Origin of the sequence: Citrobacter sp. Cb023, from assembly GCF_030336805.1 — a bacterium.
Taxonomy (GTDB): Bacteria; Pseudomonadota; Gammaproteobacteria; order Enterobacterales; family Enterobacteriaceae; genus Citrobacter; species Citrobacter braakii.
This window is the reverse complement of sequence record NZ_JAOWCV010000038.1, coordinates 1,001,114-1,016,599: the sequence shown is the minus strand read 5'-3', so window position 1 is coordinate 1,016,599 and position 15,486 is coordinate 1,001,114. Positions and strand designations below refer to the sequence as shown.

Genomic DNA, 15,486 nt, shown 5'->3' with positions numbered 1-15,486 from the left:
CAGCCTTTTTTTGTATAGCTAATTTAGATGACGGATTGGGCTTGCCATCATTAACGGGTGTTGTAAGGGCATGGCAGGCCTGATATAACTGCTGCGCGTTCGCACTTTGAAGGATTCAGGTGCGATATAAATTATAAAGAGGAAGAGAAGAGTGAATAAATCTCAACTGATCGACAAAATTGCTGCAGGGGCTGATATCTCTAAAGCTGCGGCTGGACGTGCGTTAGATGCAATTATTGCTTCTGTTACTGAATCTCTGAAAGAAGGTGATGACGTAGCGCTGGTAGGTTTTGGTACTTTTGCCGTTAAAGAGCGTGCTGCCCGTACTGGTCGCAACCCGCAAACAGGTAAAGAGATCACCATCGCCGCGGCTAAAGTACCGGGCTTCCGTGCAGGTAAAGCACTGAAAGACGCGGTAAACTAAGTGATTTCCCCTTTGGGGATGTGACGAAGTACAAGGGCGCATCGACTGATGTGCCTTTTTTATTTGTAATTCCGGTACTTTCTACGCGTTGTGGGCTGACAATTGCCCCTGTTTCTTGTCACAATAGGCCTTTGTACGCAGCGTTCAGGAAACGCTATGCTGCGTGAAGCATATATACTCAAAATCCTTGCCGCCGCTGTTGTGACAACGCGCAGGCGGCTTGAGAGATAACGCGTATAGTCATCTACAGCGGAGTGTGGTTACACCATGATGGACAGCTTACGCACGGCTGCTAACAGTCTCGTGCTCAAGATTATTTTCGGTATCATTATCGTGTCGTTCATTTTGACCGGCGTGAGTGGTTACCTGATTGGCGGGGGCAATAACTTCGCCGCCAAAGTGAATGGCCAGGAGATTAGCCGCGGGCAGTTCGAGAATGCGTTCAACAGCGAACGTAACCGCATGCAGCAACAGCTGGGCGATCAATACTCCGAGCTGGCTGCGAACGAAGGCTACATGAAAACGCTGCGTCAGCAGGTGCTGAATCGTCTTATTGACGAAGCGCTGCTGGATCAGTACTCCCGCGAGCTTAATCTCAACATCAGCGACGATCAGGTTAAACAGGCTATTTTCGCCACGCCTGCGTTCCAGGTGGACGGTAAATTTGATAACAATCGCTACAACGCGATTGTTAATCAGATGGGAATGACCGCAGACCAGTACGCTCAGGCATTACGTAATCAGCTTACTACCCAGCAACTGATTAACGGTGTTGCCGGTACGGACTTCATGCTGAAAGGCGAAACGGACGAGCTGGCGGCGCTGGTCGCACAGCAGCGTATCGTTCGCGAGGCGACAATTGACGTTAACGCACTGGCCGCGAAGCAGTCTGTTACCGAGCAGGAAGTTGCCAGCTACTACGAGCAGAATAAAAACAACTTTATGACGCCGGATCAGTTCCGCGTGAGCTACATCAAGCTGGATGCTGCTGCTATGCAGGAGACGGCCAGCGATGCTGATATTCAGGCTTATTATGACCAGCATCAGGATCAGTTCACTCAGCCGCAGCGTAACCGCTACAGCATCATTCAGACCAAAACGGAAGATGAAGCCAAAGCGGTACTGGACGAGCTGAACAAAGGCGGTGATTTCGCTGCGCTGGCAAAAGAAAAATCTGCTGACATCATCTCTGCCCGTAAAGGCGGCGATATGGGATGGCTGGAAGATTCCACCACCCCGGATGAGCTGAAGAATGCCGGTCTGAAAGAGAAAGGCCAACTGTCAGGTGTGATTAAGTCTTCCGTTGGTTTCCTCGTTGCGCGTCTTGACGACGTGCAGCCTGTGCAGGTTAAACCGCTGAGCGAAGCCCGCGACGACATTGCGGCGAAAGTGAAGCAGGAAAAAGCGCTGGATGCCTACTATGCGCTGCAGCAGAAAGTGAGCGATGCCGCCAGCAACGATAACGAATCCCTGGCGGGCGCGGAGCAGGCGGCGGGTATGAAAGCGGTTGAAACGGGCTGGTTTAGCCGTGACAGCCTGCCGGAAGAGCTGAACTTCAAACCGGTCGCTGACATCATTTTCAATGGTGGTTTGGTTGGTGAGAACGGTACGCCTGGCAGTAACTCCGACATCATCACCGTGGATGGCGATCGCGCGTTTGTACTGCGTATTGCAGAGCACAAAGCTGAAGCCGTTAAACCACTGGCTGAAGTGAAAGATCAGGTAACTGCGCTTGTTAAGCACAATAAAGCAGAGCAGCAGGCGAAGCTTGATGCCGATAAACTGCTGGCGGATCTGAAAGCTGGTAAAGGCGATGAAGCCATGAAAGCGGCGGGTCTGAGCTTTGGCGAGGCGAAAACGCTGAGCCGTACGGGTCAGGATCCGCTGAGTCAGGCGGCCTTTGGCCTGAGCCTGCCGGCGAAAGACAAACCGAGCTACGGCGTGGCGAACGACATGCAGGGTAACGTTGTACTGCTGGCGCTGGACGAGGTGAAAGCCGGTTCTATGCCTGAAGAGCAGAAGAAAGCGATGGTTCAGGGGATTACCCAGAACAATGCGCAGATTGTCTTTGAAGCGCTGATGAGCAACCTGCGTAAAGCCGCAAAAATTAAAGTCGGTGACGCATTGGAACAGCAGCAATAACCGAGGCTACTCGCAAAAAATTGCAAAAAGTTGTATCAACCAAAGGCCGCTTTCGCGGCCTTTTCCATTTCTGATATTTGCCGTTTGTCTGCCGTTCTGCACCTCGCTATCGTGATTCCACTGTTAACAAACAAGGAGAAAACAGTATGAAACATGGAATCAAAGCCCTGCTTATTACCCTTTCATTGACCTGCGCCGGTATGGCTCAAAGCGCACTGGCTGCAGAGCCAGTCGCCAAAAGCCAGGCGACTCAAGCCAAAGTGGATGCTACGGGAGTAGCACAAAGCAAAGCCACGCAACCGGCTAAAGCGAGCGATGATGAAGGCACCAGGGTAAGCATCAACAGCGCTTCTGCGGAGGATTTAGCGCGAGTCATGAATGGCGTAGGTCTGAAGAAAGCACAGGCGATTGTCAGCTATCGTGAGGAGTACGGGCCGTTTAAAACGGTGGAGGACTTAAGGCAGGTGCCGGGCATGGGGAGTTCGCTGGTAGAGCGCAATCTGGCAGTTTTAACACTTTAATAACTTGCAGAGTGCTGAAAGTTTGCCAGACTGAAGAGGTCATACCAGTTATGACCTCTTACCCTGAAGTGTGTTCCTATAAAAACAACGTAAGGCTCCTGCGCTATGCAAACACAAATCAAAGTTCGTGGTTTTCATCTTGATGTCTATCAGCACGTTAACAATGCTCGCTATCTTGAGTTTCTGGAAGAAGCCCGCTGGGATGGCCTGGAAAACAGCGACAGCTTTCAGTGGATGACCGCACACAACATCGCTTTTGTGGTCGTGAATATTAACATTAACTACCGCCGCCCTGCGGTGCTGAGCGACCTGCTGACCATTACCAGTCAGGTGCAACAGTTAAATGGCAAAAGCGGTGTGTTGAACCAGACTATCACCCTGGAGCCGGAAGGACAGGTGGTGGCAGACGCGTTGATTACCTTCGTCTGTATTGATTTGAAAACGCAAAAGGCGCTACCGCTGGAAGGGGAGTTGCGCGAAAAACTGGAGCAGATGGTGAAGTGATGGAAGGAAGCCTGACGGCGCTTCGCTTATCAGGCTTACGGCGATATTGACCACGGTGAATGTCGAAAGCCGGATAAGGTGCGTGCACCGCCATCCGGCAAAACGATCACTTTAGTCCTGTTTTCTGCTTCATTGCCGCCATCACTGCCGGTTTATCTGCCAGATAATGGTTCAGGCCGTTGGCGCGCAGATTACAGGCCGCGCAGTGACCGCAACCGTCACCTTTGATACCGTTATAGCAGGTCAGCGTTTCTTCGCGTACCAGGTCCAGCTTGCCCCAGAAATCGGCCAGTGCCCAGGTTTCGGCTTTATCGATCCACATCAGCGGGGTTTCAAAGCGGATATCTTTCGCCATTCCCAGGCTTACGGCATGGTTCAAGGCTTTGACGAACTCATCGCGGCAGTCCGGATATCCAGAGAAATCCGTTTCACAAACGCCGGTAATGACCGCCTCCGCCTGCACCTGATACGCGTAAATCGCCGCCAGCGTTAAAAACAGAATATTGCGTCCTGGCACAAAGGTATTGGGAATGCCGTTCGCATCCGGTTCGTAATCGGGTACCGGAATGTTATCGCGGGTCAGGCTACTGACGGCCAGTTCGCTGAGCAGCGTTACATCAAGTACCTTGTGCGCACGCGCGCCAAGTTTTAAGGCCAGGTCACGTGCGACATCAATCTCAGCGCGATGGCGCTGACCATAATCAAAGGTCACGCAGTGCACTTCATCATACTGATGCAGCGCTTGCGCCAGACAGGTTGTGGAGTCCTGACCCCCACTGAATACAACAACGGCACGTTTCATGGTTTTTCCTGACAAATAACGAAACCCTTATGGTAGCGCCTGGGCGTGTCGCCGACCAGCTTCTTCACGCCGACGGAGGCGGTAGCCAGGCTTCGGTAAATTCAAACCAGCCGCGAGGATTCAGGCGTACGCCGTTCACGCCCGGCGGAGCGCTAATACGATAGTGATAATTGAACAGCGGTGTCAGGGTCGCGTCATGCATCAGTGAGGCGAAAACGTGTTGTAAAGCCGCATGACGATCGTCTTCATCGGCCTGGATTTGCAGGGCATCCAGGGTGGTTTGCAGATGAGTATATGCCGGCGAGCTCAATACATGTGACCAGAGCTGATCGCAGCGCAGCCACTGTTCGAGGGTATATTCAGGCGCTTCGCCAATCAGCCTGTCGCCCATCATCAGGTCGGCCTGGGCTAAAGGATGGTCGCCATCCCAGTTTTTAGCATTATGAAAAATAAGCGTTAATTCACAGCCGAGTAGCGCCAGCGCCTGGCGAAGCTGTTCAGCCATGGCGTGCAATTCTACCGGCAGGTGATAGGCCAGCGTAAGTTTTTCCGGTAGCGGCACGTCGTCCAGTTCATCCCATTGGGGGATCGTCCATCCCGGCAGCAGCGCATTGCTTGGCGTGATCAGGTTTTCATCCACGTCAAGCGTTTGTAGCAGGGAAGAGCGGTGGATAATATTGACCAGGCGACGGGCCTGCTGCGTATTCAGCCGCGCGCTTTTTCTGAGCGTGAGATAGCAGAAACCGAGGCTGATCCCGCTGCTTACCTGGCTTAGCATGGGAAGCTCTTCGGGTTTACCAATTGCAATTTGAACCGGATGGCGACAGCTGGTGCCCAAATCCTGGGAGAAAAGCTGCGGGGTTATCCAGTATTCAATGGCTTTTAGTAGCGGGTGACTCAGGTGGTAGTGATCGTGACTCTCGATGCGCACCAGGTCTGGGGTAAACAGCGTCAACCGGAACGGACCGGTACCAACAAACGGGAGTTCGGGATGTGCCAGGTGACTGCTGTAGCTTGCCAGACGATGCGCCAGCCAGAAGTCGGGGCGATGCAAAATAAAGGTTAGGCACTGGGGATGCGTCACCTCAATGCGCTTTACGCTGATAAACAGCTTGTTTAACGCGGGTAGCTCTAACAGCTTCAGCAACTGTTGATGTAGCTGTGTGCTGCTGACCGCATCGCCGTTATGCCAGTACAGGGTGGAACGAATATAGAAATCCCAGCGCTGGCCGTCGGCGGAGATATTCCAGTGGTGGGCTAAATCTCCGCAGGGGCGTTGCGTAACACTGTCGAACCGGGTCAGGCCCGAGAATATTTGTCCGGCGAGGTGTTGTTCTGCGCGACCAGGGAGAAATCCAGGGTGCAAAGGGTCGAGCTGGCGGTAATAGGGGATGCGCAGGGTTGGCGTGTCGTTTTGCCACTGCCCGCCCATAAACGGCTGGAGCAGCGTTCTTAATTCTCCCGGCGCCAGCTGAGCCAGCTCCAGTACGCTAAGTTGCTCCCCCTTTTGCAGCGCTTGCTCCATCATAATGCTGCGTAGCGAATCTGGCGTCACCAAAAAGCGCAGTTGCCCGCGTTTCCCACGCCCCGACTGGGCATGCCACTCCAGCCAGCCAGCATCCTGCGCTTGCTTCAGCAGGGTACGCACGTGGCGCTCGCTGCAAAAACAGCGTTCTGCCAGCTCCCCGACGGTCACCGACTGCGGTTCTCCCGCCGAAGGCTGCCACAGGCGTTGGTACTGATTCAGGCGATTCAACAATCTCATATACACGTCATCCTTCAAGCTGCCTCTTTGTTGGCGGCGTTAATTCACCCCAGTCACTGCATGCTCCTGGACGTTCATTCACTTGCCGCCTGGATGCAACTTGAATGATTTTGTGTAATAAACCCGGAACAATTCATTTTATCTATTCACTATTACTTCCGTATATCTCAGGTGATACTGAATCACAAGTTAACCGCGTCACAGTGTGGAGAAAGAAATGGCTCGTCTGGCTGCATTTGATATGGATGGCACCCTTTTGATGCCGAATCACCATTTAGGTGACGAAACGCTTTCAACGCTGGCGCGCCTGCGTGAACGCGATATCACACTGACATTTGCTACCGGCCGCCATGTGCTGGAGATGCGCCATATTTTGGGGTCTATCTCACTGGACGCCTTTTTGATTACGGGTAACGGCACGCGCATTCACTCTGTTGAGGGCGATGTATTGCACCGTCAGGATCTGGATCCGACTGTGGCGGATATCGTGTTACATCAGAAGTGGGATACTACAGCCAGCATGCATGTCTTTAATGACAACGGTTGGTTCACCGGACAAGAGATCCCATCGCTGCTACAGGCGCATGTGTATAGCGGATTTCGCTACCAGATCGTCGATGTGAAACGTATCCCGGCTCATCAGGTAACGAAAGTCTGTTTCTGTGGGGATCATGACTCCCTGATCCAATTACGCATTCAACTGAATGAGGCGCTGGGTGAGCAGGCAAATCTCTGTTTTTCCGCGGTTGATTGCCTTGAGGTGCTGCCGGTGGGCTGTAACAAAGGATCGGCGCTGGCGGTACTAAGCGACCACTTAGGTTATTCAATGGCCGAATGTATGGCATTTGGCGATGCCATGAACGATCGCGAAATGTTAGGCAGCGTTGGGCGCGGCCTGATTATGGGCAACGCGATGCCACAACTGATTGCTGAACTGCCGCATTTGTCGGTGATTGGGCATTGCCGCAATCAGGCGGTGTCACACTTTTTGACGCATTGGCTGGACAATCCGCATCTACCTTATTCCCCCGAATGAGAGATCCCTTCCAGCAAGCCAGACTTCGCGTCTGGCTTTTTTTATCCCATTAATGGGTGTTCAGAAGCCGGGTGAGTTCCGCTTTCCACGGCGTTAAATCACCGATGTGCGTGTCGATCCACTGCGGGTTGTAGTAGGTTTCAAGATAGCGTTCGCCGCTGTCGCACAGCAGCGTGACCAGTGAACCGCTTTCTCCTGCATCGCGCATACGGGCGGCAAGTTGCAGCGTTCCCCACATGTTGGTGCCAGTTGAAGCGCCGACTTTGCGGCCCAACTGCGTTTCCAGCCAGTGTGCGGTGGCCACGCTTGCGGCATCCGGTACGCGCAGCATTTCATCGACTACGTCAGGAATGAAGGAGGGTTCGACACGTGGGCGGCCGATGCCTTCGATTTTGCTTCCTACCGGGCTGCGTAACGTTGCATCGCGATCCTGCCAGAAGGGCAGAAAGACTGAGTTTTCCGGATCCACCACCATCAGGCGGGTGTCGTAGCCCTGACAGCGAATATAGCGGCCAATGGTTGCAGAGGTGCCGCCGGTTCCGGCGCTCATCACAATATGGCGGGGGACGGGGTTGGGCTCGCACTGCATCTGACGGAAGATGCTGTCAGCAATATTGTTATTGCCACGCCAGTCGGTAGCGCGCTCAGCATAAGTGAACTGGTCCATGTAATGACCGTTCAGCTCACGCGCCAGCTGTTCAGAAGCCGCATAGATTTCACAGGCGCTTTCCACGAAATGACAGCGACCACCGTAAAACTCTATCTGTTCAATTTTACGCTTCGCCGTACAGGAAGGCATGACGGCAATAAACGGCAGCCCTAACAGTCGGGCGAAATAAGCCTCAGAGACCGCCGTTGAACCGGACGATGATTCAATGATGGTGGTGCCTTCTTTAATCCAGCCATTGCACAATCCGTACAGAAACAGTGAACGCGCCAGACGATGCTTCAGGCTCCCGGTGGGATGCGTGCTCTCATCTTTTAAATAGATCTGAATGCCCGGGAACGCCGGTAGCGACAGACGAATGAGATGCGTATCCGCAGAACGCTGATAATCCGCGTTGATTTCATTGATGGCGTTTTTAACCCAGGAGCTATTCATCATTAATAGATATCCATTTGTCATTTTGTGCCAAGAATAGCGAAAAGCACGGAAAAAATTGTTGCCATTTAGCCTTTAAAATAGAATGTAAGGAGAAAATTCTTCTCTGTGGAGTGGATATGTTAGACAAAATTGACCGTAAGCTGCTTAGCTTACTGCAACAGGACTGCACCCTTTCTTTGCAGGCGTTAGCAGATGCCGTTAATCTGACTACCACCCCCTGCTGGAAACGCCTCAAACGGCTTGAGGATGACGGTATCCTGCTGGGTAGAGTCGCCCTGTTAGATCCAGAAAAACTGGGGCTGGGGCTGACCGCGTTTGTGCTGATTAAGACTCAGCATCACAGCAGTGAATGGTATTGCCGCTTTGTCACCGAAGTCACCGGTATGCCGGAGGTTCTGGGGTTCTGGCGTATGGCAGGGGAATATGATTACCTGATGCGAGTGCAGGTCGCCGATATGAAAAGCTACGATGAATTTTATAAGCGCCTGGTGAACAGCGTACCGGGCCTGTCTGACGTCACCTCCAGCTTTGCGATGGAACAGATTAAATACACAACTGCGCTCCCTATTGAATAACTCTCCCGGCGCTTATTGCCGGAAATCTTGTCAGGACATAACGCGTGCGATTATTTGCTCAATTAAGCTGGTACTTCCGCCGGGAGTGGCGTCGCTACCTCGGGGCGGTGGCCCTGCTTATCATCATCGCTATCCTTCAGCTTATTCCGCCGAAAGTGGTCGGGATCATTGTGGATGGCGTGACGACTCAACGCTTCACCACCGAGCGACTGCTGATGTGGGTGGGAACAATTGCCCTGATTGCAGTGGTGGTTTATTTGCTGCGCTATGTCTGGCGCGTGCTGCTGTTTGGCGCATCCTACCAACTAGCGGTTGAGCTGCGGGAAGATTATTACCGTCAGTTGAGTCGCCAGCATCCAGAATTTTATCTGCGTCACCGCACGGGCGATCTGATGGCGCGTGCGACCAACGATGTCGATCGCGTCGTATTTGCCGCCGGAGAAGGCGTGCTGACGCTGGTAGATTCGCTGGTAATGGGATGTGCGGTGCTGATCGTGATGTCAACGCAGATAAGCTGGCAGTTGACGTTAATTGCGCTGCTGCCGATGCCGGTGATGGCGTTGATGATCAAACGTTACGGCGATCGACTGCATAACCGCTTTAAGCTGGCGCAGGCGGCGTTTTCCAGTCTCAACGACCGTACTCAGGAAAGCCTGACCAGTATTCGCATGATCAAGGCCTTCGGTCTGGAGGATCGGCAATCGGCATTATTTGCCGCCGATGCCGAAGATACCGGTAAGAAAAACCTGCGCGTGGCGCGCATTGACGCCCGCTTTGATCCCACGATTTATATCGCCATTGGCATGGCTAACCTACTGGCGATTGCTGGGGGAAGCTGGATGGTGGTGCACGGCTCGCTGACGCTCGGCCAGCTCACCAGCTTTATGATGTATCTCGGTTTGATGATTTGGCCGATGCTGGCGCTGGCATGGATGTTTAACATCGTCGAACGTGGCAGCGCGGCGTACAGCCGTATTCGCGCCATGCTGTCTGAAGCGCCGGTGGTGGATGACGGCACTGAACCGGTACCGGAAGGGCGTGGAGAGCTGGCGGTGGCGATTCGTGAATTTTGCTACCCGCAAACGGCACATCCGGCGCTGGAAAATGTGAACTTCCAGCTTAAACCTGGGCAGATGTTGGGTATTTGTGGGCCTACCGGCGCGGGGAAAAGTACGGTGCTGTCGCTGATTCAGCGTCATTTTGATATCACCCACGGCGATGTGCGCTTTCATGATATCCCCTTAACGCGATTACAACTGGATAGCTGGCGCAGCCGGCTGGCAGTTGTCAGCCAGACGCCATTCCTGTTTTCGGATACCGTTGGCAATAACATCGCGTTAGGACGCCCTCAGGCCACGCAGGAAGAGATCGAGTATGTGGCACGCCTTGCCAGCGTTCATGAGGATATTTTACGTCTTCCGCAGGGCTACGACACCGAAGTGGGCGAACGTGGGGTGATGCTGTCTGGTGGGCAAAAACAGCGTATTTCTATCGCTCGAGCGCTACTCCTGAACGCTGAAATCCTGATTCTGGATGATGCGCTGTCGGCGGTAGATGGTCGTACCGAGCATCAGATCCTGCATAACCTGCGCCAGTGGGGCGAAGGCAGAACCGTCATTATTAGCGCCCACCGTTTATCGGCCCTGACGGAAGCCAGTGAGATTATCGTGATGCAGCATGGGCATATTGCCCAGCGCGGCGAGCATGATGCGTTAGTGCAGCAGCCTGGCTGGTATCGCGATATGTACCGCTATCAGCAACTGGAAGCGGCGCTGACTGATGCACCAGAGATAAACGAGGAGGCGGCTAATGCGTAGTTTTGGGCAATTATGGCCGACCCTGAAAAGATTGCTGGCGTATGGCTCTCCATGGCGAAAACAGCTGGCTATTGCGGTAGTCATGCTGTGGGTGGCAGCTGCGGCGGAAGTCAGCGGTCCGCTGCTGATTAGCTATTTTATCGATAACATGGTGGCGAAGAATAATCTGCCGCTGGCGATGGTCGCCGGGCTGGTTGCGGCATATATCGGTCTACAACTGCTGGCGGCTGGTCTGCATTACGCGCAGTCATTGTTGTTTAACCAGGCGGCAGTTGGCGTAGTACAACAGTTGCGCACCGACGTAATGGACGCTGCGCTGCGCCAGCCGCTCAGCGCCTTTGATACTCAACCTGTCGGGCAGCTAATCTCCCGTGTGACCAATGACACTGAAGTTATTCGCGACCTGTACGTGACGGTGGTAGCAACAGTCCTGCGCAGCGCGGCATTAATTGGCGCCATGCTGGTAGCGATGTTCAGCCTTGAGTGGCGTATGGCGCTAGTGGCGATGGCCATTTTCCCGGCCGTGCTGGTGGTGATGGTGATTTATCAACGCTACAGCACCCCGATTGTGCGCCGGGTTCGCGCTTATCTGGCGGATATTAACGATGGCTTTAACGAAGTCATCAACGGCATGAGTGTTATCCAGCAGTTCCGCCAGCAGGCGCGATTTGGCGAGAGAATGGGCGAAGCAAGCCGCTCGCACTATATGGCGCGTATGCAAACCCTGCGACTGGATGGTTTTTTGTTGCGCCCGCTGCTTAGCCTTTTCTCGGCGCTGATCCTCTGCGGATTGCTGATGCTGTTCAGTTTTACCTCTGGCAGCTCGATCGAGGTTGGCGTGCTGTACGCGTTTATCAGCTACCTCGGCCGTTTGAACGAACCGCTGATCGAGTTGACCACTCAGCAATCAATGTTGCAGCAGGCGGTTGTCGCCGGTGAGCGAGTGTTCGAACTGATGGATGGGCCACGTCAGCGCTATGGTGAAGATGAGCGGCCGCTAAAGAGCGGGGACATTGAGGTGGATAACGTTTCATTTGCCTATCGCGACGACAATCTGGTGCTGCAAAATATCAGTTTGTCCGTGCCTTCGCGCAGCTTTGTGGCTTTGGTCGGACACACCGGCAGTGGTAAAAGCACGCTCGCCAGCCTGTTGATGGGTTACTACCCGCTGACGCAGGGGGAAATCCGCCTTGATGGACGGCCGCTGTCTTCACTGAGCCACGGTGCGTTACGTCAGGGCATCGCCATGGTGCAGCAGGATCCGGTGGTGATGGCAGATACCTTCCTGGCGAACGTCACGCTGGGCCGCGATATCTCAGAAGAGCGGGTATGGCAGGCGCTGGAGACCGTGCAACTGGCAGAACTGGCGCGAGGTCTGAGCGAGGGGATTCATACCCGGCTGGGCGAGCAGGGCAATAATCTCTCCGTTGGTCAAAAACAGCTGCTGGCGTTGGCGCGGGTGTTGGTTGAAACGCCACAGGTGTTGATCCTCGACGAAGCCACGGCCAGTATTGACTCCGGTACTGAACAGGCCATTCAGCAAGCTCTGGCGGCGGTACGTGAACACACCACGCTGGTGGTGATTGCGCATCGGTTATCGACGATTGTCGATGCGGACACCATTCTGGTGCTGCATCGCGGTCAGGCGGTTGAGCGTGGTACGCACCAGCAATTACTCGCGGCGCAAGGCCGTTACTGGCAGATGTATCAGCTGCAGCTGGCGGGTGAAGAGTTAGCCGCCAGTACGCAAGACGATTCTGTTATCGCCTGATGGCGCGGCGCTTATCCGGTCTGGGGCCTGCGCGGTCTCGTAGGCCGGATAAGGCGTTTACGCTGCCATCCGGCAATCAACAATCTGGTGCAAAAATGTAACGCACTATGCACCGTTATAGTGCGTTTTTTCTTTTTCTCTCCCGGAAGTACCCTGAGAACCTGAATCATCCCGCCTTTTTCATTTCTGGCACATCCCTTGCAATATTCCTCTCGTGTATCTGCAGCCACTACTGAATTCTGACTGGAGGGGATCTATGAAGCTGGTTACCGTGGTAATCAAACCGTTCAAACTGGAAGACGTCCGTGAAGCATTGTCGTCTATTGGTATTCAGGGGCTGACCGTCACCGAAGTGAAGGGGTTTGGCCGACAGAAAGGTCATGCTGAGCTGTACCGTGGGGCTGAATATAGCGTCAATTTTCTGCCGAAGGTGAAGATTGATGTGGCGATTGCCGACGACCAACTGGATGGCGTGATTGATGTCATCAGTAAGGCGGCATACACCGGAAAAATTGGCGACGGCAAAATCTTCGTCGCCGAGCTGCAACGTGTGATTCGTATTCGTACCGGCGAAGCCGACGAAGCCGCACTGTAACGTCTGGCACACAGTGATAGGAAACCAAAAAATGAAGATAGCAACGATGAAAACAGGTATTGCTTCACTGGCGCTGCTGCCGGGACTGGCGATGGCGGCACCGGCGGTTGCGGATAAAGCGGATAACGCTTTTATGATGATCTGTACCGCGCTGGTGCTGTTTATGACCATCCCTGGCATTGCGCTGTTCTACGGCGGTTTGATTCGCGGTAAGAACGTGCTGTCGATGCTGACTCAGGTTACGGTGACATTTGCTCTGGTTTGTATTTTATGGGTGGTTTATGGCTACTCACTGGCCTTTGGCGAAGGAAATAATTTCTTCGGCAACTTCAACTGGGTATTGCTGAAGAATATTGCGCTGACGGCAGTAACGGGGAGCTTCTACCAGTACATTCACGTTGCTTTTCAGGGCTCGTTCGCCTGCATCACCGTTGGGCTAATCGTCGGTGCGCTGGCTGAACGTATTCGCTTCTCCGCGGTGCTGATTTTTGTGGTGGTATGGTTAACGCTGTCGTACATCCCCATTGCCCATATGGTCTGGGGCGGCGGCTTGCTGGCTTCCCACGGCGCGCTGGATTTTGCCGGCGGAACGGTTGTGCACATCAACGCGGCGATTGCCGGTCTGGTAGGCGCGTATCTGATTGGCAAACGTGTCGGTTTTGGCAAAGAAGCTTTTAAACCGCATAACCTGCCGATGGTCTTCACCGGTACCGCTATTCTCTACATTGGTTGGTTTGGCTTTAACGCTGGTTCAGCGGGTACGGCAAATGAAATCGCCGCACTGGCCTTCGTCAATACCGTGGTCGCCACCGCTGCAGCCATCCTCGGATGGATCTTCGGTGAATGGGCGCTGCGTGGTAAACCGTCTCTGCTGGGCGCCTGCTCTGGTGCCATTGCGGGTCTGGTGGGCGTAACACCTGCATGTGGCTACATCGGTGTCGGCGGCGCGCTGATAATCGGTGTCGTTGCGGGTTTGGCAGGCCTGTGGGGCGTGACCATGCTGAAGCGTTTTCTGCGTGTGGACGATCCGTGTGACGTGTTTGGCGTTCACGGCGTGTGCGGCATTGTCGGCTGTATCCTGACCGGAGTTTTCGCTGCCAGCTCTTTGGGAGGCGTGGGCTTTGCCGAGGGCGTGACCATGGGGCATCAGCTGCTGGTGCAACTGGAAAGCGTGGCGATCACCATCGTCTGGTCTGGCGTGGTGGCTTTCATTGGCTATAAGCTGGCGGATATGACGGTTGGTTTGCGCGTACCGGAAGAGCAGGAGCGCGAAGGTCTGGATGTAAACAGTCACGGCGAGAACGCTTACAACGCCTGATTCTCAATTTGCCGGATGGCAACGCTTTTGCGCCACCATCCGGTAATTCTCAATTGCGATTACGCATTACCCCTTCCTGTACGGTAGAAGCGACCAGCACGCCATCCTGGGTATAAAACTCTCCGCGTACAAAGCCCCGGGCACCGGATGCCGAAGTACTCTCGACGTTATACAGCAGCCATTCATTGATATTAAACGGACGGTGGAACCACATGGAATGGTCAATGGTGGCGATCTGAATCCCTTTTTCCAGGAAGCCAATCCCGTACGGTTGCAGCGCAACAGGCAGGAAGTTCAGGTCTGAGGCATAACCCAGCAGATACTGATGGACGCGCAGATCGTCCTGCAGCACGCCGTTAGCTCGGATCCATACCTGGCGCGTCGGAGGTGCGACGTGACCTTTTAGGGGGTTATGAAACTCGACAGGGCGTACTTCCAACGGACGATCGTTGATAAATTTTTCTTTCAACAGCGGCGGCAGCAAATGCGCCACTGAGCGGGCAATTTCCGTTTCTGATTTCAGCTCATCGGGACCCGGCGCATCCGGCATGGTTTTCTGATGTTCAAATCCGTCTTCCGGTGCCTGAAAAGAGGCAGTCATGTAAAAAATGGGTTTACCATTCTGGATCGCGGCAACGCGGCGCGCGCTGAAGCTGTTACCATCACGCAGGACTTCCACATCATAGATGATGGGCTTTTGGCTATCGCCGGGGCGTAAAAAGTAGCTGTGAAAAGAGTGTACCAGACGCTCTTCCGGTACGGTTTCTTTTGCGGCATATAGCGCCTGACCGACAACCTGTCCCCCAAAAACCTGACGTAACCCTAAGTCTTCACTTTGGCCCCGAAAGAGTCCTTCTTCAATTTTTTCCAGATTTAACAATGTCAGCAAATTTTTCAGTGCCAGACTCATACGTGCTCTCCAGGTGATATCGATGTCGCAGCGAGGTAGGCAGAGTATAACGCAATTTTAAAAGTGGTCCGATGGGTGCAATTGTCTGAATTACTGGCCTATTACAGGCAAAAATAGCTGTCTTGTGCCACACTTAGTCACGTTATGTTTTTGTTAACCACTCTTCTGGCGAGGAAAGTTCTCGCTGGTGCATAGATGATA

General features: G+C 53.7%; 14 protein-coding genes. 10 read left to right on the top strand and 4 right to left on the bottom strand.

What is annotated here, in order from left to right:
- The first annotated feature begins 133 nt into the window (after nucleotides 1-133).
- The 4 genes from hupB to fadM all read left to right on the top strand — a co-directional run bounded on the left by hupB (nucleotide 134) and on the right by fadM (nucleotide 3,591).
- Nucleotides 134-424, top strand: a complete 291-nt coding sequence (hupB, locus tag OGW44_RS18645) for a nucleoid-associated protein HU-beta (protein ID WP_219352570.1) — start codon at nucleotides 134-136, stop codon at nucleotides 422-424.
- A gap of 267 nt (nucleotides 425-691) precedes the next feature.
- On the top strand, nucleotides 692-2,566 hold the full coding sequence (ppiD, locus tag OGW44_RS18640) for a peptidylprolyl isomerase (RefSeq protein WP_185654223.1): 1,875 nt from the start codon (nucleotides 692-694) through the stop codon (nucleotides 2,564-2,566).
- Between the two features lie 146 nt (nucleotides 2,567-2,712).
- Nucleotides 2,713-3,087 carry a helix-hairpin-helix domain-containing protein gene (locus OGW44_RS18635; protein WP_185654224.1) on the top strand — a complete coding sequence of 125 codons (375 nt, stop codon included), beginning with the start codon at nucleotides 2,713-2,715 and terminating at the stop codon, nucleotides 3,085-3,087.
- Between the two features lie 105 nt (nucleotides 3,088-3,192).
- Nucleotides 3,193-3,591, top strand: coding sequence for a long-chain acyl-CoA thioesterase FadM (gene fadM, locus OGW44_RS18630; RefSeq protein WP_016152055.1), 399 nt, complete (start codon nucleotides 3,193-3,195; stop codon nucleotides 3,589-3,591).
- Between the two features lie 106 nt (nucleotides 3,592-3,697).
- Here the strand turns inward: fadM and queC are convergent, their stop codons facing one another.
- Nucleotides 3,698-4,393 (bottom strand): 7-cyano-7-deazaguanine synthase QueC, encoded by a 696-nt coding sequence (gene queC, locus OGW44_RS18625; RefSeq protein ID WP_185654225.1) that lies wholly within the window; start codon nucleotides 4,391-4,393, stop codon nucleotides 3,698-3,700.
- Nucleotides 4,394-4,457: 64 nt separating this feature from the next.
- A complete protein-coding gene (locus tag OGW44_RS18620; protein WP_016152056.1) occupies nucleotides 4,458-6,158 on the bottom strand; it encodes an SgrR family transcriptional regulator in 1,701 nt (566 codons plus the stop codon).
- A 217-nt stretch (nucleotides 6,159-6,375) separates the two neighbouring features.
- On the opposite strand from OGW44_RS18620, the gene cof reads away from it, so the two are divergent.
- Nucleotides 6,376-7,194, top strand: a complete 819-nt coding sequence (cof, locus tag OGW44_RS18615) for an HMP-PP phosphatase (RefSeq protein ID WP_109018129.1) — start codon at nucleotides 6,376-6,378, stop codon at nucleotides 7,192-7,194.
- Between the two features lie 49 nt (nucleotides 7,195-7,243).
- On the opposite strand, the gene OGW44_RS18610 is transcribed toward cof, so the two are convergent.
- Nucleotides 7,244-8,299, bottom strand: a complete 1,056-nt coding sequence (locus OGW44_RS18610; protein WP_094168793.1) for a PLP-dependent cysteine synthase family protein — start codon at nucleotides 8,297-8,299, stop codon at nucleotides 7,244-7,246.
- A 116-nt stretch (nucleotides 8,300-8,415) separates the two neighbouring features.
- On the opposite strand from OGW44_RS18610, the gene decR reads away from it, so the two are divergent.
- From decR to amtB, 5 genes are all read left to right on the top strand, one after another.
- A complete protein-coding gene (decR, locus tag OGW44_RS18605; RefSeq protein ID WP_016152059.1) occupies nucleotides 8,416-8,874 on the top strand; it encodes a DNA-binding transcriptional regulator DecR in 459 nt (152 codons plus the stop codon).
- Between the two features lie 44 nt (nucleotides 8,875-8,918).
- The gene (locus OGW44_RS18600; RefSeq protein WP_016155869.1) at nucleotides 8,919-10,691 is read left to right on the top strand and encodes a SmdA family multidrug ABC transporter permease/ATP-binding protein; all 1,773 of its coding nucleotides are present in this window, start codon (nucleotides 8,919-8,921) and stop codon (nucleotides 10,689-10,691) included.
- Nucleotides 10,684-12,462, top strand: coding sequence for a SmdB family multidrug efflux ABC transporter permease/ATP-binding protein (locus OGW44_RS18595; RefSeq protein ID WP_016152061.1), 1,779 nt, complete (start codon nucleotides 10,684-10,686; stop codon nucleotides 12,460-12,462). The genes OGW44_RS18600 and OGW44_RS18595 overlap by 8 nt, the downstream gene beginning before the upstream one ends.
- A gap of 256 nt (nucleotides 12,463-12,718) precedes the next feature.
- On the top strand, nucleotides 12,719-13,057 hold the full coding sequence (gene glnK / locus OGW44_RS18590; RefSeq protein ID WP_003021657.1) for a P-II family nitrogen regulator: 339 nt from the start codon (nucleotides 12,719-12,721) through the stop codon (nucleotides 13,055-13,057).
- 31 nt (nucleotides 13,058-13,088) lie between these two features.
- Nucleotides 13,089-14,375: an ammonium transporter AmtB gene (gene amtB / locus OGW44_RS18585; protein ID WP_008783954.1), complete on the top strand. Its 1,287-nt coding sequence runs from the start codon at nucleotides 13,089-13,091 to the stop codon at nucleotides 14,373-14,375.
- A gap of 49 nt (nucleotides 14,376-14,424) precedes the next feature.
- Here amtB and tesB read toward each other — a convergent pair whose 3' ends face one another.
- Nucleotides 14,425-15,285, bottom strand: coding sequence for an acyl-CoA thioesterase II (gene tesB / locus OGW44_RS18580; RefSeq protein ID WP_016152062.1), 861 nt, complete (start codon nucleotides 15,283-15,285; stop codon nucleotides 14,425-14,427).
- Nucleotides 15,286-15,486: the final 201 nt, after the last annotated feature.